Here is a 22176-nt window from a genome sequence, read left to right on the forward strand (position 1 = left end):
CCGGTCTAACTCTTCGGCCGCCACTTTTCTACAATTGGTCAGTAGGCATTCGGTTTGAGGTTGGTGTAGCTATGGATGTTGATTATACCATTCCCAATAACCCTTATATACAGGGATGTTATAGACGAGCCATTACACTTTTTGAAGTGTTACATCAAGAGGATGATGATATCTTTGTTTTAATTGATGTACATACTATTTCTGGCTTTCGTCAATTAAAAAGAAGGCTAAAGAACTTTCATCCATATGTAGAAAAAAGTCTCTTGTATTCGTTAAAGCATGAGGTTCTTTCGCTTTATCCAGAAGAGGAAGAAGATTGTATAGAGACACATCGCTTTACTTTATCTTGTAAAGCTGGAGAGCTACGTCATGTTAACCTGTTAAAAGCGATTTGTAACCAAGACTTTGGGCTAACCCCAAATCAGTCTAATAGAGTATATTTTATTAACCAAAGAACTAAGACCATCTTCCACGTATATGACGATCGAGGCTGCGATCTAATTGCAGCATCTGCCCTGGATATAAAGGACATATACAAAAGATTTAATGACTGGATTTTAGATTATGACCGGGAAGAAATAGATGAAGTTTTTAATGGTGTTTAATTTTTATCTAATCTACGAATCGAGTGCCTAAAAGGGTGCTCTTTTTTGTAAATTCACTCTAACTTCACAAATAGATGGTAGAACCATTTGGTATACTACTATGTACAATGTACGTGAGTTTGGAGGTGCCATGTGAAACGTAAGTGGTTCGGTTTAACAATGATCTTTAGCGTACTTCTATTTGCAGGCTGTAACGATCAAGCCATTGACATACCTGATTCTGAGAAACCTGTTATGTATATTACACACGCGAAGGAAGCAACCCTTTCTTTTTTAAATACTGAGCAAAATATAGAGATTGGATCAACGGAACTTCCTTATGTTCTAACGGATCTAATCAAGCTTTCAGACGAATCATTTGTTGGGATTAACTCGAGTGACGCTCGAATTCAAGAGTTGGATCTGAAGTCGGGTAAGGCACGAACATTTATGGAGCTTGACGCAGGTATGAGTAAACTTGCGTATGACTCTTCATCGGACATCCTGTATATTTCAAACCTTAAGGAGAATCGCATCGATGTAGTTGATGTAAAGGCGGAAAGTAAGAAATCCACTTTTCAGCTGGATTCTGCTCCTAAAGAGCTAAAGCTAGGAGAAAACGGGCTCCTTTATGTGTTAACAACGGAAGAAGATGAGGTCATTATTTATGATCCCATTACGGATCAGATCCATTCTCATTTTTCTGTAAATGCGAGTCCGGCAGGCATGTATAAAAGCACAGAAGATGTTTGGCTGGGTGGACACGGTTCGAATGGTGAATTGAATCGAAATGTCTATGCGTATGATCCGAAGACTGGTGAACAAACAGCGGAAGTTGAGGTAGGGCTTATGCCAATAGCGATCACAGACGGCGAGCGACCAGACGAGCTTTTTGTTTTATGTCATGGCGACCATTCGCTATATAAGATCAATACAGAAACTCAAGAGGTTGTTGGTAAAGTAGAAGTGGGTCAGAACCCAAATGATGTGAAAAGGGTTGAAAACACGCTCTATGTTGCTAATTTTGATAGTGATAGCATTTCAATTATAGATGCGACTGATTTAACATTAATGAAGACTGTGCCTGTTGCCCAGGGGCCGTATTTTCTGTTATCGGAGGTAGATTCATAATGCAGCAGACACGTGTTTTGGTGGTTGATGATGAAAAGGAGCTTCTGCAGCTTGTCGCCACGTATTTAGTGAATGAATCGTACGAAGTGTTTATGGCAAGTGATGGGTATGAGGCGCTTCATCTACTTGAGACAGAACCCATCGATCTCGTTATTCTAGATATTATGATGGAGGGAATGGACGGGTTTGAATTATGTAAGCGAATCAGAGCAACATCCAGTATTCCTGTTGTGATGCTAACGGCTAAAAGTAGTGAAGAGGATCGCATTCGCGGGTTAAAGTTGGGCGCAGATGATTACGTGGTTAAGCCCTTTAGTCCGAGAGAGTTGATGGCTAGAGTAGAAGCTGTTTTAAGACGGATGAAAGTGGGGCAACCTGATGAACAGCGAATTCAAATCAGCGAACTCTTAATAGAAAAGAGCGGTCGCAAGGTCTTTGTCGAGGATGAACCAACCACGTTGACGAAAAAGGAATATGATCTTCTCGTTTTCTTATACGAATCAAGAGGCAAGGTGTTTACGCGTGATCATCTGTTAATGAGGCTTTGGGATGCGGACCATAATAAAACCGCACGAACCGTAGACACTCACATCAAAACATTGCGTTTAAAATTAAAATCAGCGGGACGCTTTATTCAGACTGTTTGGGGTGTAGGCTATAAATTTGAGGACCCATCATGAGTCGTTGGTCCATTAAGCGTAAGGTTTGGGTTACGATTTCTGCCATTATTTTAATTGTTGTGGCAGCTACAACGTCTTTAATTTACTTTTTATACAATGAACTATACGTAGATAAACAGATTGATACGTTAACCATGCAGGGTGAGAAGCTAACAACAGTCTACACGGAACATGGAAGTGATGACTACTTCTTGGAACGAGTTGACTGGGCCAATCAAAGTATGGAGGCTGATGTATTATTCACAGATGATCCGATGCTCCTAGCTAGTGGTGATCCAATTGATCCGAAATCTGAGTACAATTTGATCACATTTGAAGAGAGACAACTCTTATTAAATGGTGAGACCGTGATTATGCAACGTGCTCACCCGAGATTTAATCAAGAAATTGTAGGAGTTGTTATTCCTTTATTTGAAGGCACGAATCTAGCGGGAGCGGTCTTTCTTTCACAACCACTGGCAACGATTAATGAACCTTTTCAAGAGGTACAATGGTTATTGGTTATAGTCATTCTTTTACTTGTTGTCCTGATCTTATTTTTAGGCTCAAAAATGATTCGGGACGTAGTGAATCCATTGATTTCAATGAATGATGTGGCCACAAAGATGGAGCAGGGGGACTTTAAACAAACCATCACTCTACCAAAACGACACGATGAAATGAGTCAATTAGCAGACTCGTTTAACCGTCTGGCTAACTCACTTGATGAGGTGGAACAGAATCGCAAAGAATTTCTAGCAAACGTTGCACATGAGTTTCGCACCCCTTTAAGCTATATGAAGGGCTATGCTGAAGGGGTTGAAGAAGGCGTAATCTCAAAGGAAAAGGGTCTAGGCATTATTCAAAAGGAAGCCAACCGATTGGATCGTTTGGTAAACGACTTACTAGATCTTGCCCAGCTTGAAGGAGAGCAATATGAAATCCGTAGGGAGCCAATCGCATTTGCAGAGCTTATTGATGAAGTCATTAATCAATTTATCTTTATAGCCAATAAAAAGGACATTAAACTACTGCGTCACTTAAACGATGAATGCATTGTTTATGGTGATGCTGATCGACTTGAGCAAGTGGTAAGGAATCTTTTAGATAACGCCCTTACGTATACACCGGAAGGCAAACGAGTAGAGGTAAGGCTTGAGCAAAAAGGAGAGGACGTTACCTTACAAGTTCGTGATGAAGGCATCGGTATACCGAGTAAAGAGATTGATGCTGTGAAACAACGATTTTATCGTGTGAAAAAGGCCCGAGAGCGTAAGGATGGAGGCACGGGGCTTGGACTTTCAATCGTCTCACAGATTATTGCGAAGCATGGGGGTACTTTTTCATTGGAATCGATTGAGAATGAAGGTACGATTGCAAGCATCCATTTAAAAGGCGTTCATTAGCATTAGTGAACAATTTATGTCATATCAAAACTTCACGACAATTTCACTTTTATCTAGTACGATTCAGTTGAACAAAATAATGAACATTTAGTAGGAGAGATTCGGATGAAGAAGAAAGTTGTTAGTTTGGCATTATTAGTTAGTTTATTAGTAGGAGTTTCACCTAGTGTTACATATGCACACTCCCATTTTGAATCATCTGTTCCTGAGGAAGGACAAACGGTTGAAGAAGCAGTGGAAACAATTGAGTTGTCATTTGATGGGGGGATCGAGCAAGCGAGTACTGTTCAACTGTTTACTGCTGATGGTGAAGAAATTGACATAAGTGCTGTAAATGTGAATAGTCCAAACATTGAAGCGGAGCTAGCGGCGCCTCTTGCAAATGGAGACTACCGTGTTGCGTATAATGTGTTAAGCGCAGATACACACCCTGTTGAAGGGGAGTTCACTTTTACTGTCAATGCAGAAGAAGCTGTTGCTGAAGAAGATACGGAAGACGAAGCGAACGAAGAAGAAGTTGCTGAGACTGAAGAATCAGCTGAAGCCGAGGAACAAGAGACAAATGTAGCTGATGAGCAGCAGGAAGAAGAAACAGAAGAGAGCAGCAATACGATTATCTGGATTGTGGGAGCTGTACTTGTAGTAGGAGTCATTTTAGGAGCACTTGCAGGCTTTAGAAGAAAAAAATAAACGGTAAACTAGGCAGGCTTTCCACTTTGGATTAGCCTGCTTATTTTTTTGGAATTAATACTACCATACTTGTATGGTAGTATGGTAGTATAGAAACCATAAAGGAGGAACGCTCGTTGAACTCATCTGTGAATCGTCCATCATCTTCAACTTCATCAAGAGTGTTTGTGTATGAAACGTTACGACAAAGCATTACAACGTTAAATTTAAAGCCTGGTGTTGCGATATCAGAAAAAGAAATTGCAGCTGAATTAAATGTTAGCAGGACGCCAGTTAGAGAAGCATTCTTGCAATTAGCTCATGATCAGTTACTAGAAGTTAGACCACAGCGAGGATCATTTGTTACGTTAATTGACTTAGATCAAGTAGAAGACGCCCGGTTTATCAGGGAGCAGCTTGAAGTAGGAATTGTACGTTTAGCCTGTTCTACGTTTTCTGCAGATGATCAACAAAAGGTGGAAACCAATCTAATCCTTCAAGAGCAAATGATGAAGAATCAGAAGTATGATGAATTATTCCAACTAGATGGTGAATTTCATCGTTTGATAGCCTCAAGCTGTGGAAAAGCGAAGGTAGCTGAAATGATACAACATATGAATGTCCATTTTGATCGATTGCGGATGCTTAGCTTATCTTCCAATCTTAACTGGGAAGCCATATACAAGCATCACCAAAACATTTTAAATGCCATCGTTAATAAAGATGCGAATCAAGCTGAAAAAGTTATGAAAGAACATCTTTCACTCATCACAGTTGACCAAATCGCTTTAAAGGAGCAATTCCCGATTTACTTCAAATAGCGTGTCTATTTGAACATTAAATGTAAACGCATACGTGGCAAGGAGTGTTCGCAATGTTTAAGAAATGTATAATCTTAACGTCTTTTCTTTTATTAGCAGGATGTTCACAGCAAGCCGTTAGTGAGAATGATGTAACCCATTGGAAAATGACACATATCTCGGATGCTAGTCATTTGTGGCATAAGACGGCTTTGGAATTTTCAGACCGTGTAAAAGAGAAAACAGATGGAAAGGTTCAAATTGAAGTGTTTCCTAATAGTCAATTAGGAAATGAAGTAGATAGTATTAATAGCATAAAGTTTGGAGCAACAGACTTAACAATCACCGGAGAAACACTTGAAGTATGGACACCAAACGCAATATTGTTAGCGGTTCCATACGCATTTGAAGACGAAGAGCATATGAGAAATGTGATCGAAGGAGAAATTGGTCAAACAATTGAAAACGATATCAAAGATGATGTTGGGCTGACTCCTTTGTTCTACATGGAACGTGCTCCACGAAACCTGACATCAAATACGCCGATCTCTTCTCCAGACGATCTAAGAGGCTTTAGTATGAGGGTGCCAAATGTTCCGTTGTTTTTAGATACATGGGCTGAAGCAGGTGCAAAGCCACAGGTTATTAATTTAAATGAAGTCTTTACGGGTCTTCAACAAGGAGTCATTGCCGGTCAAGAAAATCCAAATGACTTAATTTATAGTAATGGATTTTACGAAGTGCAGGACTATTTAAATGTAACAGAGCATGTAAGGTCTTGGATCTACGTTGTCGTTGGAAATGAGCAGCTTGAGAGTTTACCAGAAGATCAACGTCTAGCTGTAGAAGAAGCCGCATTAGAAGCTCAGGAATATGCAAGAGATCTTCAAGAGGCTGAACAAGAAGCTCTTTCCGATTTACTAATTGAGCGTGGGATGACCTTTAATGAGGATGTTGATCAACAAGCGTTCCGTGAAGCGATGTTACCGGCTTTAGAAGAAAATCTTGGGGACGAGCAATACGAACTATATTTAGAAATGGTTGAACAAGGATCAGGAATAGAGGTGGATCGTTAATGAAAAAAGCAGCGAAGCTAGATCAACTATTAAACTATTTAACGATCATTTTATTCAGTAGTTTGCTCCTTGTTGTAGTTATTCAAATAATGAGTCGTTATCTTCCCTACAGTGCGATTTGGACGGAAGAGCTTTCAAGGTATTTGTTTGTTTATTCGATTACAGTTGCTGCTCCGCTTGCCATTAGAAAGAATGAGTTTATAAAAGTGGATATGCTTTTAACGATGTTACCTGCACATATAAGAAGAATTTATGAATGTGTAACATATGCAATCGTCGGCGTGTTTGGAATCATTTTATTTGTGACGGGGATTCGATTCTTTCAATTAGGAACAGAATTCTCATCGCCAACCATTGGCTTTCAGATGAGCTATGTTTATATTTCTGTTCCAATTCTTGCTTTCTTAATTGTTCTGTACTCGATCCTTTTTATCATTGATCAATTTACTTTGCAAAAGTCAGAAGGTGAACAACCATGATGTCGATTCTTTTAGTAGGTTCTTTCTTAGTTTTTATTATGATAGGTATTCCGATTGCCTTTAGTTTAGGGCTTGCTTCGCTATTATATCTATTATTAGCTGGTATTCCATTAACGATTATTCCGCAAACCATGTTCTCAGGAATTAATTCATTTGTCTTACTCGCCATTCCTGCCTTTATTCTAGCTGGTAATTTAATGAATGCAGGTGGCATTACCGAACGAATTATTAATTTCGCAAATGCAGTGGTTGGTCATATAAGAGGTGGATTAGCTCTTACGAATGTGGCGTCTTCACTTGGATTTGCAGGAATCTCGGGTACTGCCTTATCAGATACAGCGAGTATTGGGTCTGTAATGATTCCGGCTATGAAAAAGCAAGGGTATGGATCTGGGTTCTCGGCTGCGGTTACATCGATCTCATCAACTGTAGGTCCGATGCTTCCACCTTCATTACCGATGATTATTATTGGAACCCTTGCAAGCGTCTCCATCGGAGATCTCTTTTTAGCAGGTGCCATCCCAGGAATTTTGCTTGCTATTGGATTTTTAATTGTGACGTACATTATTTCTGTAAAAAGAGGTTATCCAAAAGGAGAACGTCAACCGTTATCCGTTGTAGGTAAATCATTCTTAGGTGCATTCTGGGCATTAATTATGGTTGTAATTATCCTTTGGGGAATCTTGGGAGGTTACTTCACACCTACGGAAGCTGCCGTTGTCTGTGTGATCTATGCTTTCATAATTGGTGGATTTGTCTATAGAGAGCTAAAGCTAAAAGATATTCCTGCATTGCTTACGAACACGCTTAGCTCAACAGCGTCTATCTTACTTTTAGTTGGATTTGCGAATCTATTTGGATGGATCTTGGTAAGTGAAGGTGTACCAATCTTAATTGCAGATGGAATTTTATCAATTACTGAAAATCCATTTTTCGTTATTCTACTTATCGTTATTTTGCTTCTAACGATTGGAATGTTTATGGAAACCATTGCTGCGTTAGTTATTTTGTTCCCAGTATTATTACCGGTTGCAACGAGTGTAGGGATGGATCCGGTTCACTTTGGTGTTGTTATGGTCTTAACATTAATGATCGGTTTATCCACTCCACCTGTGGGCGTCTGTCTGTTTGTTGCCTCTAGCTTTGCGAAAGTACCAATTGGCAAAACGGTAAAAGAATTAATTCCATACTTTGGAGTCGCTATCTTTATTCTTTTACTCGTGAGTTATATCCCATCATTGTCACTATTTTTACCAAGTTTATTTGAGTAAGGAGATGTTGTAAATGCAAGCAATAACCGTAAAAGAACCAGGAGATTTACTGATTGAAACAGTTAATAAACCTGAGCTTACAGAAACAACAGATGTATTAGTGAAAGTTAAAGCTGCTGGTATTTGTGGCTCAGATATGCACATCTACCATGGCAGTAATCCATTTACTGTATATCCACGAGTGATAGGTCACGAAGTAGCAGGTGTTGTTGAAGAGGTAGGCGAGAATGTTCATGATTTATCCATAGGGGACACGGTTGCGTTAGAACCCATCTCTTATTGTGGTGAATGTTATGCATGCAGAAAAGGACGTCAGAATGTTTGTGAGAAATTAGAAGTGTTTGGTGTTCATCAAGATGGAGGTATGCGAGAATGGATGGTAGCTCCAGTATCTAAATGGCACAAATTAAACAAATCGATCTCTTATGAAGCGGCTGCACTGGTTGAACCACTAACCATTGGCGCTCAGGCAACCTCTCGTGGAGGCGTTGAAGCTGGTGACACCGTCTTTATTATGGGAGCCGGACCTACAGGGTTAAGCTGTTTAATTCTGGCTAAGCAAAAAGGTGCCAAAGTCTTTATTTCAGATTTTAATCAATCGAGATTAGACTATGCAAAAGAGATTGGTGCTGATGTTCTAATCAATGCTGGAACGGCTGACGTTCATGAAATCATTACTAATGAAACGAATGGTGAATTGATTAATGTTGTCATTGATGCAGTAGGAACAGCTGAAACGTTTGCTCAGGCGGTAACCCTTGCATCGGTTGCCGGAACAGTTGTAGCTCTTGGTTTTAATGAGAAACCGTCACCAATTGCTTCATTATTTATAACGAAAAAGGAATTAACAATTGTTGGGTCTAGACTTCAAGCAAATAAGTTTAAAGACATGGTGCAATTGGTCAACGAAGGAGTATTAAAGCCGGAAGAAATGATATCTCATAGATATAAGATGGCCGATGTGCAGGTAGCCTTTGATACGCTTGAAAAAGAACCTGACCAAATCCGAAAAATCGTACTTACGTTTTAATTCTATGAAAGGGTGAAAAATCATGAGAATGACATTTAGATGGTATGGAGAAGGTAACGATTCTGTTACACTTGAGCAAATTAAGCAGATTCCTGGAGTTGAGGGGCTTGTCTGGGCATTACATGATTTGCCTGCAGGCGTTGTGTGGCCAGTAGAGAAAATCCAAGAAATTAAGGATCAAGCAGATAAATACGGCTTTCACCTCGATGTAGTAGAAAGCGTCAACGTTCACGAGGATATTAAATTAGGACTTCCTTCAAGAGATCAATATATTGAAAATTATAAAGAGACGATTAAAAATCTAGCTAAGTTTGATGTGAAGGTTATTTGCTATAACTTTATGCCGATTTTCGATTGGACAAGAACGGATCTCTTTAAAGAGATGGAGGATGGCTCAACTGCATTATTCTATGAAAAAGCCAAAGTAGATTCAATGAACCCACAAGACTTAATTAAACAAACAACAAGCTCAAACTTCACGATGCCAGGCTGGGAGCCAGAGAGATTAGCTGGAATTGAAAAGTCGTTTGAAGCGTACAAAGGGATGTCCGAGGATCAATTATGGGATAACCTGCAATACTTTCTAGAGCAGATTCTACCAATTTGTGAGCAGCATGATATTAAAATGGCGATCCATCCGGATGATCCACCATGGTCTGTATTTGGATTACCACGCATTATTACAAGTGAGGAGAACGTAGAGAGACTACTTTCTCTCTCTGATAGTCCGTCACACAACATTACATTATGTAGTGGATCACTTGGAGCCAATCCATCAAATGACATTCCTAAGATTATTCGTCGGTTCCACGACCGAATTCCATTTGCACATATTCGCAACGTGAAAATTTATGAGAACGGAGATTTTATTGAATCTTCTCATCGCTCGCAGGATGGATCGGTTGATATCGCTGATGTTGTAAAGGCTTATCATGAAAATGGTTTCACTGGATATGCACGTCCAGACCACGGAAGACACATTTGGAATGAAGAATGTCGACCTGGCTATGGCTTGTATGATCGTGCTCTTGGTATAATGCATTTGTGGGGATTATGGGACGCATATGAGAATGTAAAAAAAGGGGGCAACTCAAATGCTATCAACTCATAATTCGTTAGCTGGAAAAGTAGCAGTCATCACTGGTGGAAGCGGTGTCTTATGTAGTCAAATGGCTAATGAACTTGCTAGACAAGGGATGAAAGTCGCTATCTTAAATCGTTCAAAAGAAAAAGGGAAAGCGCTTGAAGAGGAAATCGTTCATGCTGGAGGAACAGCACTAGCTGTATCCTGCGATGTATTAAATGAAGAAAGTGTTCAACAAGCAAGTGAAGAAATCTTATCGAAGCTTGGACCATGTCATGTGTTAATAAATGGAGCAGGAGGAAATCACCCTGACGCCATTACATCGAAGGAGACATTCTCCGAATCAGACATATCGGATCCAGAGATTAAGAGCTTTTTTGACATGACGATGATGGGCTTTGATCATGTATTTAAATTAAACTTACTTGGAACCGTTTTACCGACTCAAGTTTTTGCAAAACAAATGATCAACCAAGAGGGAACGACAATTATTAATATCTCGTCAATGAGTGCGCCATCACCGATGACCAAAGTACCTGCATACAGTGCAGCTAAAGCAGGAATTGATAATTTCACCCAATGGTTAGCCGTTCATTTTGCAAGCGCAGGCATTCGTGTAAATGCGATTGCTCCTGGCTTTTTCCTAACAGATCAAAATCGTAATCTCTTAACAAATTTAGACGGAAGTTTAACAGAACGTGCTGAGAAGATCATTTCCCACACACCAGCTGGCCGTTTTGGTAAACCTGAGGATTTACTAGGTACTCTTTTATGGCTTGCCGATTCAGAGTACTCAAGATTTGTAACAGGAATCATTGTACCAGTTGATGGAGGATTTATGTCATATTCAGGTGTTTAGAAGGGAGAGAGACAAATGGGTGCAGACGTTGTAACGTTTGGAGAAACAATGGTTTTACTAGAAGCAGGCAGCAGTGGTCCTCTTCGTTACGTGGAATCATTCACAAAGCGATATGGCGGAGCAGAATCAAATGTGGCAATTGGATTGTCTAAGCTAGGACACCAGTCGCTATGGATGAGCAAGGTTGGGAAAGATGAATTTGGTGAATTCCTAATCCAAAAGATAAGAGGAGAAGGTGTTAACACCAATTTTGTAAAAACCTATCCGAGTGCACCAACTGGAATGTATTTAAAAGAGATGCGTAGACCGGGGGACCAGCGTGTGGTTTATTACCGTGCTGGTTCAGCGGCTAGTTTCTTTAATGAGAATGATTTAGACGGGGAACAGATCTCACAGGCACGCATTCTTCATTTAACAGGCATCACTGCGCTATTAAGTGAATCGTGTCGTCAGGCGATGTTCAAAGCGATTGATATTGCCAAAGAGAACAATGTATACGTTTCCTTTGATCCGAATCTTCGCTTCACGCTAATGGGTGAGCTTGGTGAAGATGGAGCTCGTCAAGTCATCCGACAAATAGCAGAGAAAGCAGACCTTGTAATGCCAGGCCTGGATGAAGCAGAATGGCTATTTGGCACATCTGACGAACAAGAAGTGGCTAATTTGTTATTTGAATCTGGTGTAAAACAAGTAGTTATCAAAAATGGAGGAGAGTATTCCTTCTATGCAGAAGCAGGCGGAGAATCGGGTCGAATTCCGAGCTTTAAAGTGAAACAAATCGTTGATGCCATTGGAGCAGGCGATGGATTTGCGGCAGGTGTCTTATCAGGACTACTTGATAAAAAAAGTCTAAGTGACGCTGTTCATTTTGCGGCAGCAGTTGGGGCGCTTGTTGTGAGCTCACCTGGTGACATCGAAGGATTACCAACACGTGATGAAGTACTTGATTACATTGAACAAAAAGAAGGAAATGCAGGGGGCGTATTACGATGAGTAGATTTGAAACATTAATTAGTTCAGGTGTAGTAGCCGTGATTCGGAAACAGCCTAGAGAGAATATTGTTCCTCTAGCAAAGGCACTTGTGAGTGGTGGAGTGTCCGGACTCGAAGTCACAATGGATTCAGAGGATGCACTAGGCGCCATTGCAGAACTTCGCACGCAGTTTGGTGATGAGGTTGTGATTGGAGCGGGAACCGTACTCGATGCAGAGCAAGCTGTAGCTGCGATTCAAGCCGGGGCTGAATTTATCTTTGCTCCGATCTTACACGAACCAACCATTCGTGCAGCTAAACGCCATGGAAAGATTATGATTCCAGGAATCTTTACACCAACAGAAGCTCAACAGGCAGTTGAATGGGGAGCAGATATGGTAAAAGCTTTCCCTGCAGACGTATTAGGGCCAGCATTCATCAAAGCAGTTAAAGGACCTCTGTCTCATATCAAAATTATGCCGACTGGTGGAGTGGACTTAGAAACGATTGATGGATTTATCAAAGCAGGTGCAACTGCTGTTGGAGCCGGTGGACCACTTCTACGTAAAGATTTAATTGAAGCCGAGGACTGGTCAGGACTAGAGCAGCATGCCGCTGCATTTGTCGGACAAGCGAAGAAAAGCTTAGCAGGAAGCTGATTACATTTGAATCTCTTATCTACTTTATGTGGGTAAGGGATTTTTTTATTGAAAAAAAGTGAACCATTTCCTGCTCCCATTTGTATATCAAGTATAAGCTGAAAAAGGAGTTGGACGAATATGCAAGTTCCATGGGGATACATTTTATCAGGAATCGTTTTAATCATTATTATGGGAATATTAATTAAAGCCAATCGAACGATCGAAAAACAGTATATTAAACGAAAATGGAATCATGAAGTTGATTTTAAGGAAACAACCATTTATCTTCGTTGGAATGTTCTAGATTCAATTAACGTAATTCTCGGAATCTATTCTTCCATTAATGTTTTTGCGCTTAGTTTTCTTATTATGGGAGGGCTCACAATTGAAAATTCTTTTGTACAGTTTTTTGCGACTCAATCAGTAGGGTTTGTTTTTGCTTCGATCTTTAATTTATCATTGCGCGTATCTAATACAATAAAATCTATACAATGTCGTTTGGAAGAGTAGGCTTATGTATGATGACAACGAATTGATGATTGCATACCAGAACGGTGACGAGCTGGCTCTTAAGCGTATCTTTGAGCGATACCGTGATTCGCTCTATCGCTTTTTGTACAGGTATTCAAGAGATGAACAGTTAAGTATTGATATAGTTCAAGGTACATTTGTCACATTACAAACGAAAAAAAGACAATTTGATCAGAGTAAAGGTCAATTAAAAGCCTACCTGTTTCAAATTGCGTATCGAGTGATGATTACGAAGGTAAATCGAAGAAAAAAATGGAGAAATATCTTGCCATTTCTTATTCCTCTAGATAAACAAGAAGTGTCTATCGCAGATCGATTAACGATCCAAGCAGCAATCGATTCATTACCAGAGTTGCAGAGAGCGGTTATTCTACTTGTCTATTATCATGTTCTAAAACAAGACGAGGTCGCTAACGTTTTAAAGATACCTGTGGGTACGGTGAAATCAAGATTACATACAGCAATAAAAGGTTTAAAAGAAAGATTGGAGGTAGATTACGATGGAGCAGGACCGTTTTAAAGAAATTAAGTCAAGGTTAGATGAATACCATGTCCAAGAACCAGACATCCATTTAAAATCAGGTAATTGGGATCGGTTTGTAAGGTATTTAGTCTCCCCGACTAAAGATCCGCAACTCTTTTTGATATCCCATTCTGGTGCAGCTGTAATAAGTGGATCCGTGATCCTTGTGCCATTTTCACTTTTTATTCTCCTACTTCTAATATAAAAAAGCTGCCCACTAAGGACAGCTTTCAATTAGCTATTTCTTTCGACACTCACATGAGTTGCCACAGAAATCGCGTTTTTCACAATGCTTAGGTTTCTCATCGTGTTTGTCACACTTTTTATGCTCATCTCTATTTCCCTTTTTATCATCGTGCTTGTCACATTTTTTATGCTCATCTTTGTGACCTTTTTTCTCATCGTGCTTGTCGCACTTCTTATGCTCGTCTTTGTGACCTTTTTTATCATCGTGTTTATCACACTTGTCATGCTTATCATGGTGCTTGCCACATGAGCATGAATCATGCTCTTTCTCTTCCTTGTCATGCTTTTTTTTCTTGTCCCACTTTTTGTTGTGGTCGTCGTGATGTTCTTTACGTTTAGGTTTACCAAACATAAAATGATCCCAGTTCATTTCTTTCACCCCTTTTAAAAAAACTATCTTGCACCATATTGTATGAAGAACTTTTCAAATGGTTTGGGGGAAGTGACTGATTGGGCTAGCGAGAGAGTTGAAATTGGTCGATTTCATTAAAATGAATGAGACCAATGCCCTCAATGGTTAGACGAACGGGGTAGAAAACAGCCTTTTTCTCTGAGAAGAACCAGACTCTATGTGTTTTCACAAGAATGAGTAACCCGTTAACGTCTCCTAGAGGGGAGAAAAACTCACTCCCTTCACGAGCATTAGGTATGTCGATTTCATTTAATCTGTTGGCAAGTGACCTAACTTGATTGGAGACGATACCAATTTCACTAATGTTGATAATACTTGTAGCATTAAAGGGTGCATTCGTTAGTTTAGTGGAGTCCTTGTTTCTAGCAATAAACTCTACAATATTGCCAGCTGGATCCGTGAAATAAAGAGCATGAGCATCCCAATTCTTAAAATAGACCTCATCACTTTCATCATGCTTATTTAAGGTAACAAGTGACTGGATCCATCGCTTAGCTTCGGGAAATTGATCTCGTGGAATATTCATTGCAAAATGGTAGAATGGCTTGCTTCTTTTAGTAGATGACTGATTAAACTCTAGGATTGTGTAGCCGATCTTTACTTGAAAGGATGAGGTATTTTCTTTAAGTAATGGGAATTGTAAAGTCTCTGAGTAGAATAATTTTAGCTGGTGCAAGTGGTCTGTTAGTAAAATTAAGTGGGTTATTTTCATATGTAAAAACTCCTTATGGTTGATAGCTCTTACTTTATACGTGAAATCGGATACAGCCATCGGTCATCCTAAGGAAAATATCTACAACTTTAGTCTTAAAAAAGGAAAGACCTTCCTCTGCATTTGTAGTAAAATGTAAGTCATACAGGCCTCTGTAGCTCTAGAAGGGAAGAGCGCCGGAAAACAATGTGCAACCGGGTCGCAAGGTAAGGGTTTCAGAAGCACCGAAAAGCAAATCAGCTGAGGCAGGTGAAATTCCTAGCCGGTGAAAGTCCGTAGGGAAGCGTGTTCCCCCTAGCCTATGCTTACGAAAGGAGTGCGGGTTCGAATCCCGCCAGAGGCATCGATATCTGTTAAGCAAAACTTTTAAAGCGCCTTTATATGTAATGATCTTTTTATTTTGAAAAACTCAAATGTATTAAATTAATGTTTTTTTCTTGTTTATATATCTGAAAAATGGAATAAAAAAAGAGCCATTAAAGGCTCTAATAAAATTAAAATTCAACTGCTACTTCAACATCTTCTACAGTTTCATATGTTTCCATATCAAATACATGTAGCAACATTTCGAAATCACTTTCAAATAATGGTAAGTCTCCACCTTCGTAATCTTGGATAGATAATTCTGCATCTGCAATTTTGCCACCAGATACGTCTTGGCTCATGGTTAACAGCGTTTCATCTACCATTTTTCCATCTACTGAAACCTCTCGAGCTTGGAAAGTAAGCGTGGAATCAGTTTTATTCTCAACTTCAAAGTTTACTGTAATAGTTTCTTCGTCCCAAAAATCATCATATGCCTTTTCAATACTAACTAAAGTAGCTTTGAAATTATCGTTATCAGTTACAGCTTCATTTAAATCTTTAACAAAACCATCTTCATTACCGTCTTCAGTTGATTCTTCATCAGTAGAAGAATCAATTGAAGTCTCAGTGGCTTCTGTTGTTTCTGTATTTTCAGTATCGTTAGTTGAATTTGAATTTGTATTTTCTGTCTCTCCACAAGCAGCTAATCCAAGCACGCTTATAATTCCAGCAGATAAAAATAATTTTTTCATAATAGTACCCCTTTTATTTATGTATTAATTACAGTAGTACATTATAACTAGGATAATACTTTAGTCATAGTCATTCGACAAAACTAGACAAAAAATATTTAGAAATTCAAAATTAATCTGAATGGGGAGAAAGTAAATAAGAAGCCACTTCTATAGTAAGCTTATTAAACTCTCACCACAAAAGTTCTCGTCAGGAGATCATAAATCGATTGCTTCTTCTTTGTGAATAGAGCGGTACCAATATAAAGAAACATTAGTGCATAGATCAGAATTCCCATTAGGGTATAAGGTACTGGTACTAAACCCTCCTCAAGATATACAAGTCGATACACAAGATAATGCGAAAGCTCCCATGGTAGGAACTTTAAGATTGTACGCATGGTTAGTCTTAAAACAGAGACGGATTTTCCGTGTTGATCCACCACACGAATGTTTGCTTTCTTTTTTCCAAATGATTGTCCAAAGAGGGTTGAATCACTTAGAATAAAGTAAAGTGAGATTGGTAGAGTCACCATTAGAAAACCAGTTACTTGCGCAACCACTAAAGAGCCTGCAAAAAAGGTTTGTAGCGAAGGGAAAACAAGTAGATTAACGAAAGCAAGTAGGGCGAGGTAGCAAATGATCAGAATATAATCGTACATAAATGCTTTAAGCCGAATGAGAAAAGAAGCATAGGTCACTCACACCACCACCATTCTATTTTCTAATTTTATCAATTAAGATTATTTGTTTATCATACCAAATGAATCCCCTAATGAATCTACTTAAAAATGCAGGAGGAACTATGTCTACACTGAAAGCTTATCTCTATACGATTTTGGGAGCTTCCTGCTGGGGGCTGATCGGACTATTTGTCGATCCGCTATACCAAGAAGGATTTACTCCTTGGGAAGTGGTAGCAATACGTGGAATCTTCACGTTTGTCATTCTGTTTCTTTTTATGAGCATATGGTTTAGAAATCAGTTAAGAACAAGAGCACGGGACCATTTAATCTTCGCTGCTTCAGGTATTTGCAGCATCGCGTTTTTTAATTACTTTTATTTTGAGGTCTTTGCACAATCAAATCTGTCACTCGCTGTAACGCTTTTATATACAGGACCTATGTTTGTAGCACTGCTATCAAGAGTTTTCTTTAAAGAGATGCTAACGCCTAACAAGGTGCTAGCTCTCATATTGTCATTAATCGGATGTGCGTTTGTTGTGCAGCTGCTGCCATTTGGTACATCAAGTATTCCTGGATCAGTCATTATCATGGGAGTCCTGTCAGGTTTTTTCTATGCGCTGTATAGTATTTTTACCAAACCGATCACGAGTAGGTACTCACCCTTAACGATTACGACGTACACTTTTTTATATACGAGTGTATTTATGCTCGTGGCCAGTCCCATTACTGAAAAGGCATCTTTGTTCACATCATCGTCTGTTTTAGTACCGGCTTTGTTATTGGCACTTGTTTCAACAGTAGGAGGCTATGTTTTCTATACTACAGGTTTAAAACATTTAGAGGCGAGTAAGGCCTCGATTCTTGCAACGATTGAACCCGTTGTTGCAGTGATATCCAGTGTATTGTTTTTAAATGATGCCTTAAATATCTGGCAGCTTATAGGTATTCTTGCTGTACTGTATTCTGCTGTGCTTGTATCAAAGCGAGGACGTATTAAAAGGCGAACAAGACATGTTGCCTAGAAAAAGGAAGGTTATTTAATATGAATGAATTGACAGATCTTCATGAACATATTTTGAGGGGGAATGTTTCGGAGGCTTTACAGTTCTATCGAAACATGGACTTTAAAACGTTTTATGATTCAATACTATTTGAAGCATTTGAACAACCGTCTCTCAGTTATTATACTTTTGTCTTGTGCTTACTTTCAGAAGACGAAACTGAATCCCTTCATTCCCTAGCTACTAAGCTTCTTATTCATCCGCTTTGTCATATAGAAGGGGCTTACTTTTCAGCTCTTTACCACGTTAGAAGAGCTCTAGAATTAACTTCTTATCAAAGTATCGAAGACTTAGAGATGTTGCTTTTCTTATCGGAAGTTCCAGATCAGGTTGTCTCTATTGAAGAAGCAACTGATGCTGCTTATAAGATCATAGCGCTCGAACCTACAAACCAAATTGCTAAAGAATTCATTAAAAAATCAAGAAGTGAATGAGGATCTCGCGTAAGGAAATGAATCTTTTGGATAAAGGAGCGATACCATGATTAAAACAGGAATGTGTTCGGTCACATTTCGAGAGGAATCAGTGGATCAGGTGATCAAATGGACAAAAGAGTCAGGTCTTAATGGAATTGAATGGGGAGCAGATATTCATGTGATTCCGAGAGACCTTGAACAGGCAGAAGACATTGCACTAAAAACTCAGAAGGCAGGTCTAGAAGTGTTGTCCTATGGATCTTATTATAGGGCAGGGGCTACGCAACATGACTATCCCTTTACTTCCATACTTCAAACTGCCAAAAAGCTCGGTGCACCTTCTATTCGAATTTGGGCTGGTGAAGCGGGGTCTGACGAAGTAACGAAGACTGAACGAAAGCAGGTAGTGGAAGACATTCAAGCCGTGGCAACACTTGCTAGTGAGGTTGGTATTGAGGTTCATCTTGAATATCATGGAGGTACGTTAACAGACACGAGCGACAGTGCAAAAAGGTTAATGGAAGAAATTAATCATTCCAATGTCGCGCTCTACTGGCAACCAGCAGTCGGTCTTACTGTAGAGGAACGTTTAGCAACCATTCAAGAAGTCAAACCTTTTATAAGACATGTGCATGTGTTCAACTGGCAGGAGTATAATCGATTGGCACTGGCTGAAGGTGTTGACGTTTGGCAACTTTATCTTGATCAGCTTTTACTAGTGGATCAACAGATTGATCAACATTTTTTACTGGAATTTGTGAAGGATGAGGATCCGGCGCAATTTAAAAAGGATGCTCAGGTTTTGATTGATCTAATTAAAGAATCAAAAAAGAAGTGAGCCTCGCTCACTTCTTTTTATTGTTCATATTGAATTTTCTCATCTATACTGCCATCCTGCTTATGAATGATAAGCTGTGTTCCTTTGTTTTTGGCGATTTCCTTTCCTCGCTTAACGGCTTCAGCTTTTGTATCCATCACATCAGAAGGTCGGTCTGCGCCCTCAGATTGAACGGCCCAACCACCATCTGGATGAGGAGTAACAAATTGTGGCTTTTCATTTAGTTCAGGTCGCGAGGAGCTCGATCGATTGTTTGAAGGTTTCACTTGTCCGTTTTCTAAAAACGATTGAATTTCTTTTTCACTTGAATTTGAATGCCATTCCTTTGCTTGTTTTGTTGCAATGGGGATGGCATCTTTTTCTTTATACCCATCATCAACCATACTGTTTGCAATCTCAATTGCTTTTTTTCTTGTCGCTTTGTTTAGATTCTTTAATGAATCCGGATAATCATTCAGTGTCCAAGGCATTGTGATCTCCTACTTTCATGTTTTAGATCTATTTCCACATTATCCATCATTCAAACCTCCTGACTCCCTTTATCCATGTAACGCACCAAAACAATACGATTATCGCAGATTTGGATAAAAACTATGTCACGTTTTATCACATAAATCACCAAGTATGAAAAAAGGCTCGTTATGATAATAGAAGATTAAATGAATTCTGAAAAATTAAGGGGTTTGTAGATGTCACAGGAGAAAAGAAGACAACGTCTCGTTTGGATAGGAAATGGTATGGCCGGGATGCGCTCAGTAGAAGATGTTCTTGCTCTTGAGCCTAATTCCTTTGAACTTACGATTATCGGGAGTGAGCCAGTTAGAAGTTATAACCGGATATTACTCTCGTCTGCTCTTCAAGGGGAGGCTACGGTCGACTCCATTTACTCACAGACCGAAACATGGTTTTCAGATCATCAGGTTACATTGTTTCTAGGTGAATCGGTTGAATGGATTGATTCAGATGAAAAAGTCATTCTAACGGATCATCATCGCACGATTCCTTATGATAAGTTAATTATCGCTACGGGCTCCAGTCCATTTGTGCTACCAATACCTGGTCATGATAAAGAAGGTGTGTATACATTTCGGACGATGGATGATTGTCACCAGTTACTTAAGGCATCAACTATGTTTAGGCGAGCAACGGTGATTGGCGGTGGTCTTCTTGGCCTTGAGGCTGCAAAAGGGTTTCTTCGTATGGGCATGAGCGTAGATGTTGTTCATCGGGCCAGTTCTTTAATGGAGCGTCAACTCGATGAGACAGCTGCAGGTCTGCTTCAGCAAGAACTTGAAGCCCAAGGAATGCGATTTCATCTTAATAAGGAAACGACAAGTATAACTGGTCGTGATCGCGTGGAAAGAGTGAACTTCTCTGATGGTGGCTTCATTGATACAGACATTGTAGTCATGTCGGCTGGTGTTAGACCAAACATCGCTCTTGCAGAAAAAAATGGGATCAAAACGAATCGTGGCATTGTTGTTGATGATCGGATGTGTACATCGACACCAGACATATACGCAGTTGGCGAATGTGTGGAACATCGAGAATTGATTTATGGCATGGTTAAACCTCTCTACGAACAAAGTAAAGTACTTGCGCAAGAGCTATGCGGGTTAGATGGTGCGCTTTTTAGGGGAACGATTCTCTCTACTCAGTTGAAGATTCCTGGTGTGGATCTTTTCTCAGTTGGTGAGGTTACATCTAGTGATACAACAAACTCGATCATGTATATGGATGAAGCCAACAACCATTATAAACGTTTATTTTTTAAGGGAGACTGCCTGTCAGGAGCCATTCTCTATGGACAGACACACGGTAGTACAGGACTTGTCGATTTGGTATCAAAACAAACAGAATTGTCTGCTACTGAAAAGAATCAGCTTTTATATACAGAAGGTGACCGTGACTCCCTTATTGCCGATATGTCTTCAAGTGAACTCGTTTGTCAATGCAATGCAGTTTCAAAAAAAGAAATTATCCAAGCGGTACAAAAAGAAGGCTTAGCGACAGTTGATGAGGTCAAATCCTGTACAAAAGCAGCAAGCTCATGTGGTGGATGTAAACCACTTGTTGGTACCCTTTTAACCTACATTCAAAGTGATCAGTTTGAAGAGATCGAGGAGAGTGTCCCTGTGTTATGTGGCTGCACAACATATACGGAATCCGAGATTGTAGAAGGAATGTATAAACACCAACTCACTTCTAAAGAAGCGATTCACACTTTTTATGCTTGGAGAAAAGCTGACGGCTGTGATACATGTGATGAAACACTCGCTTATCATTTAAGCATGTTGGAACCACTATACATTCCATCTCTTCTACAAGAAAATGTAGTGAAGCAAGCAGATGGACATTATGCGGTTTCCCTTCCTTTTAACCAAGGAACAAACGATGCAAAAAGGTTTCAGCAGGTCGCACAATTTCTTGAATTATACCCTCAAGTTCAAGCAAATCTAACTGGTTATTCTGAGTTACAGCTGACAGGTATAAAGAAGAGCGAGCTCCAAAACGTATGGAAAATCTTTTCGATTCCGAGTAAGGCTCCTTTAGAAAATCGATTGCTCATGGCTCACTCACATAATCAGTGCACATGTGATCAATCGGCTGCACGTACCATTTCAAAGCAGGTGAGTGACTCGTTTGCATGGATTCCAATGCCACGCGTAACAACATTGGCTGTGCAAAGCTGTTCACATGGAGTATTGCATGGTGATATTCAAATTTCAAAAACGGTTGTTGGCTGGGAGATTCAAGTTGGTGAAGGGGGAGAGAAGCAATTATTTTACGTTCTACAAACAGAAGCGGAAGTGATTGAATGTCTACCAGTCTTTATCCAGTATTATCGGCAAACCGCTTATTATGAGGAGTCAATTGGGAGCTGGATAAACAGAATAGGGCTGATTCATGTAAGGGAAATGCTTTATGACACAGGCTTTGCCATAGATCGAATGGATGACCTTAACAAAACACGAATGTATGTGAAAAATCATTTAAACCTCGATATGAAGGATATGAAGGAATTGGTTTAACCAAGATGGGTGGGAGTGTTT

Annotated in this window: 25 protein-coding genes; 20 read left to right on the forward strand and 5 right to left on the reverse strand. The window is 39.7% G+C overall.

Going from position 1 to position 22176, the window contains the following annotated elements:
- The first annotated feature begins 71 nt into the window (after positions 1–71).
- The 16 genes from NSQ54_08190 (at position 72) to NSQ54_08265 (ending at position 13712) form a co-directional block, all read left to right on the forward strand.
- Positions 72–605, forward strand: coding sequence for a DUF3885 domain-containing protein (locus NSQ54_08190; GenBank protein ID WYP28051.1), 534 nt, complete (start codon positions 72–74; stop codon positions 603–605).
- A gap of 132 nt (positions 606–737) precedes the next feature.
- Positions 738–1715 carry a YncE family protein gene (locus tag NSQ54_08195; GenBank protein ID WYP28052.1) on the forward strand — a complete coding sequence of 326 codons (978 nt, stop codon included), beginning with the start codon at positions 738–740 and terminating at the stop codon, positions 1713–1715.
- Entirely contained in the window at positions 1715–2395 is a 681-nt protein-coding gene (locus tag NSQ54_08200) for a response regulator transcription factor (protein ID WYP28053.1), read from the forward strand. Before NSQ54_08195 ends, NSQ54_08200 begins: the two co-directional genes overlap by 1 nt.
- Positions 2392–3780, forward strand: coding sequence for a HAMP domain-containing sensor histidine kinase (locus NSQ54_08205; GenBank protein WYP28054.1), 1389 nt, complete (start codon positions 2392–2394; stop codon positions 3778–3780). Before NSQ54_08200 ends, NSQ54_08205 begins: the two co-directional genes overlap by 4 nt.
- Before the next feature lie 105 nt (positions 3781–3885).
- The gene (locus NSQ54_08210; protein WYP28055.1) at positions 3886–4470 is read left to right on the forward strand and encodes a copper resistance protein CopC; all 585 of its coding nucleotides are present in this window, start codon (positions 3886–3888) and stop codon (positions 4468–4470) included.
- Between the two features lie 116 nt (positions 4471–4586).
- Positions 4587–5270 carry a GntR family transcriptional regulator gene (locus NSQ54_08215; GenBank protein WYP28056.1) on the forward strand — a complete coding sequence of 228 codons (684 nt, stop codon included), beginning with the start codon at positions 4587–4589 and terminating at the stop codon, positions 5268–5270.
- Between the two features lie 53 nt (positions 5271–5323).
- Entirely contained in the window at positions 5324–6325 is a 1002-nt protein-coding gene (locus tag NSQ54_08220) for a TRAP transporter substrate-binding protein (GenBank protein WYP28057.1), read from the forward strand.
- Positions 6325–6804: a TRAP transporter small permease gene (locus NSQ54_08225; GenBank protein WYP28058.1), complete on the forward strand. Its 480-nt coding sequence runs from the start codon at positions 6325–6327 to the stop codon at positions 6802–6804. Before NSQ54_08220 ends, NSQ54_08225 begins: the two co-directional genes overlap by 1 nt.
- On the forward strand, positions 6801–8075 hold the full coding sequence (locus NSQ54_08230; protein ID WYP28059.1) for a TRAP transporter large permease: 1275 nt from the start codon (positions 6801–6803) through the stop codon (positions 8073–8075). The genes NSQ54_08225 and NSQ54_08230 overlap by 4 nt, the downstream gene beginning before the upstream one ends.
- Positions 8076–8088: 13 nt before the next feature.
- Complete coding sequence (locus tag NSQ54_08235; GenBank protein ID WYP28060.1) at positions 8089–9105, forward strand: zinc-binding alcohol dehydrogenase family protein; 1017 nt, start codon at positions 8089–8091, stop codon at positions 9103–9105.
- A 22-nt stretch (positions 9106–9127) separates the two neighbouring features.
- Complete coding sequence (uxuA, locus tag NSQ54_08240; protein WYP28061.1) at positions 9128–10216, forward strand: mannonate dehydratase; 1089 nt, start codon at positions 9128–9130, stop codon at positions 10214–10216.
- Positions 10200–11048, forward strand: coding sequence for an SDR family oxidoreductase (locus NSQ54_08245; protein WYP28062.1), 849 nt, complete (start codon positions 10200–10202; stop codon positions 11046–11048). The genes uxuA and NSQ54_08245 overlap by 17 nt, the downstream gene beginning before the upstream one ends.
- Before the next feature lie 15 nt (positions 11049–11063).
- Positions 11064–12041, forward strand: a complete 978-nt coding sequence (locus NSQ54_08250) for a sugar kinase (protein ID WYP28063.1) — start codon at positions 11064–11066, stop codon at positions 12039–12041.
- Entirely contained in the window at positions 12038–12679 is a 642-nt protein-coding gene (locus tag NSQ54_08255) for a bifunctional 4-hydroxy-2-oxoglutarate aldolase/2-dehydro-3-deoxy-phosphogluconate aldolase (protein WYP28064.1), read from the forward strand. Before NSQ54_08250 ends, NSQ54_08255 begins: the two co-directional genes overlap by 4 nt.
- Positions 12680–12799: 120 nt before the next feature.
- Positions 12800–13171 (forward strand): hypothetical protein, encoded by a 372-nt coding sequence (locus NSQ54_08260; GenBank protein WYP28065.1) that lies wholly within the window; start codon positions 12800–12802, stop codon positions 13169–13171.
- Between the two features lie 25 nt (positions 13172–13196).
- Positions 13197–13712 (forward strand): RNA polymerase sigma factor, encoded by a 516-nt coding sequence (locus NSQ54_08265; GenBank protein WYP28526.1) that lies wholly within the window; start codon positions 13197–13199, stop codon positions 13710–13712.
- A 241-nt stretch (positions 13713–13953) separates the two neighbouring features.
- Here the strand turns inward: NSQ54_08265 and NSQ54_08270 are convergent, their stop codons facing one another.
- The 4 genes from NSQ54_08270 to NSQ54_08285 all read right to left on the reverse strand — a co-directional run bounded on the left by NSQ54_08270 (position 13954) and on the right by NSQ54_08285 (position 16823).
- The gene (locus NSQ54_08270; protein WYP28066.1) at positions 13954–14331 is read right to left on the reverse strand and encodes a hypothetical protein; all 378 of its coding nucleotides are present in this window, start codon (positions 14329–14331) and stop codon (positions 13954–13956) included.
- A gap of 85 nt (positions 14332–14416) precedes the next feature.
- Positions 14417–15085: a ring-cleaving dioxygenase gene (locus NSQ54_08275; protein WYP28067.1), complete on the reverse strand. Its 669-nt coding sequence runs from the start codon at positions 15083–15085 to the stop codon at positions 14417–14419.
- Positions 15086–15579: 494 nt separating this feature from the next.
- Positions 15580–16143, reverse strand: coding sequence for a hypothetical protein (locus NSQ54_08280; GenBank protein ID WYP28068.1), 564 nt, complete (start codon positions 16141–16143; stop codon positions 15580–15582).
- A 164-nt stretch (positions 16144–16307) separates the two neighbouring features.
- Positions 16308–16823, reverse strand: a complete 516-nt coding sequence (locus NSQ54_08285) for an RDD family protein (GenBank protein WYP28069.1) — start codon at positions 16821–16823, stop codon at positions 16308–16310.
- A gap of 104 nt (positions 16824–16927) precedes the next feature.
- Here NSQ54_08285 and NSQ54_08290 point away from each other — a divergent pair, with 104 nt between their 5' ends.
- The 3 genes from NSQ54_08290 to NSQ54_08300 are packed head-to-tail and all read left to right on the forward strand — an operon-like array spanning position 16928 to position 19123.
- Complete coding sequence (locus tag NSQ54_08290) at positions 16928–17830, forward strand: EamA family transporter (protein WYP28070.1); 903 nt, start codon at positions 16928–16930, stop codon at positions 17828–17830.
- Between the two features lie 20 nt (positions 17831–17850).
- The gene (locus tag NSQ54_08295; GenBank protein WYP28071.1) at positions 17851–18303 is read left to right on the forward strand and encodes a hypothetical protein; all 453 of its coding nucleotides are present in this window, start codon (positions 17851–17853) and stop codon (positions 18301–18303) included.
- Positions 18304–18349: 46 nt separating this feature from the next.
- A complete protein-coding gene (locus NSQ54_08300) occupies positions 18350–19123 on the forward strand; it encodes a sugar phosphate isomerase/epimerase (protein ID WYP28072.1) in 774 nt (257 codons plus the stop codon).
- Between the two features lie 17 nt (positions 19124–19140).
- On the opposite strand, the gene NSQ54_08305 is transcribed toward NSQ54_08300, so the two are convergent.
- Positions 19141–19593 carry a DUF2188 domain-containing protein gene (locus NSQ54_08305; protein ID WYP28073.1) on the reverse strand — a complete coding sequence of 151 codons (453 nt, stop codon included), beginning with the start codon at positions 19591–19593 and terminating at the stop codon, positions 19141–19143.
- Between the two features lie 219 nt (positions 19594–19812).
- Between NSQ54_08305 and nirB the strand changes: the two genes are divergently transcribed.
- On the forward strand, positions 19813–22155 hold the full coding sequence (gene nirB / locus NSQ54_08310; protein WYP28074.1) for a nitrite reductase large subunit NirB: 2343 nt from the start codon (positions 19813–19815) through the stop codon (positions 22153–22155).
- The last annotated feature ends 21 nt before the right edge of the window (positions 22156–22176 follow it).

Origin of the sequence: Alkalihalobacillus sp. FSL W8-0930, from assembly GCA_037965595.1 — a bacterium.
In the GTDB taxonomy this organism is placed as follows: Bacteria; Bacillota; Bacilli; order Bacillales; family Bacillaceae_D; genus Alkalicoccobacillus.

Bases quoted from the DNA above. Each gene is read 5' to 3' on its own strand.
- NSQ54_08295 (WYP28071.1), top strand. From the start codon at position 17,851: ATGAATGAATTGACAGATCTTCATGAACATATTTTGAGGGGGAATGTT.
- NSQ54_08260 (WYP28065.1), top strand. From the start codon at position 12,800: ATGCAAGTTCCATGGGGATACATTTTATCAGGAATCGTTTTAATCATT.
- NSQ54_08300 (WYP28072.1), top strand. From the start codon at position 18,350: ATGATTAAAACAGGAATGTGTTCGGTCACATTTCGAGAGGAATCAGTG.
- NSQ54_08225 (WYP28058.1), top strand. From the start codon at position 6,325: ATGAAAAAAGCAGCGAAGCTAGATCAACTATTAAACTATTTAACGATC.
- NSQ54_08205 (WYP28054.1), top strand. From the start codon at position 2,392: ATGAGTCGTTGGTCCATTAAGCGTAAGGTTTGGGTTACGATTTCTGCC.
- NSQ54_08265 (WYP28526.1), top strand. From the start codon at position 13,197: ATGATTGCATACCAGAACGGTGACGAGCTGGCTCTTAAGCGTATCTTT.
- NSQ54_08290 (WYP28070.1), top strand. From the start codon at position 16,928: ATGTCTACACTGAAAGCTTATCTCTATACGATTTTGGGAGCTTCCTGC.
- nirB (WYP28074.1), top strand. From the start codon at position 19,813: ATGTCACAGGAGAAAAGAAGACAACGTCTCGTTTGGATAGGAAATGGT.
- NSQ54_08200 (WYP28053.1), top strand. From the start codon at position 1,715: ATGCAGCAGACACGTGTTTTGGTGGTTGATGATGAAAAGGAGCTTCTG.
- NSQ54_08255 (WYP28064.1), top strand. From the start codon at position 12,038: ATGAGTAGATTTGAAACATTAATTAGTTCAGGTGTAGTAGCCGTGATT.
- NSQ54_08220 (WYP28057.1), top strand. From the start codon at position 5,324: ATGTTTAAGAAATGTATAATCTTAACGTCTTTTCTTTTATTAGCAGGA.
- NSQ54_08190 (WYP28051.1), top strand. From the start codon at position 72: ATGGATGTTGATTATACCATTCCCAATAACCCTTATATACAGGGATGT.
- NSQ54_08270 (WYP28066.1), bottom strand. From the start codon at position 14,331: ATGAACTGGGATCATTTTATGTTTGGTAAACCTAAACGTAAAGAACAT.
- NSQ54_08210 (WYP28055.1), top strand. From the start codon at position 3,886: ATGAAGAAGAAAGTTGTTAGTTTGGCATTATTAGTTAGTTTATTAGTA.
- NSQ54_08245 (WYP28062.1), top strand. From the start codon at position 10,200: ATGCTATCAACTCATAATTCGTTAGCTGGAAAAGTAGCAGTCATCACT.
- NSQ54_08275 (WYP28067.1), bottom strand. From the start codon at position 15,085: ATGAAAATAACCCACTTAATTTTACTAACAGACCACTTGCACCAGCTA.
- NSQ54_08230 (WYP28059.1), top strand. From the start codon at position 6,801: ATGATGTCGATTCTTTTAGTAGGTTCTTTCTTAGTTTTTATTATGATA.
- NSQ54_08250 (WYP28063.1), top strand. From the start codon at position 11,064: ATGGGTGCAGACGTTGTAACGTTTGGAGAAACAATGGTTTTACTAGAA.
- uxuA (WYP28061.1), top strand. From the start codon at position 9,128: ATGAGAATGACATTTAGATGGTATGGAGAAGGTAACGATTCTGTTACA.
- NSQ54_08280 (WYP28068.1), bottom strand. From the start codon at position 16,143: ATGAAAAAATTATTTTTATCTGCTGGAATTATAAGCGTGCTTGGATTA.
- NSQ54_08235 (WYP28060.1), top strand. From the start codon at position 8,089: ATGCAAGCAATAACCGTAAAAGAACCAGGAGATTTACTGATTGAAACA.
- NSQ54_08305 (WYP28073.1), bottom strand. From the start codon at position 19,593: ATGCCTTGGACACTGAATGATTATCCGGATTCATTAAAGAATCTAAAC.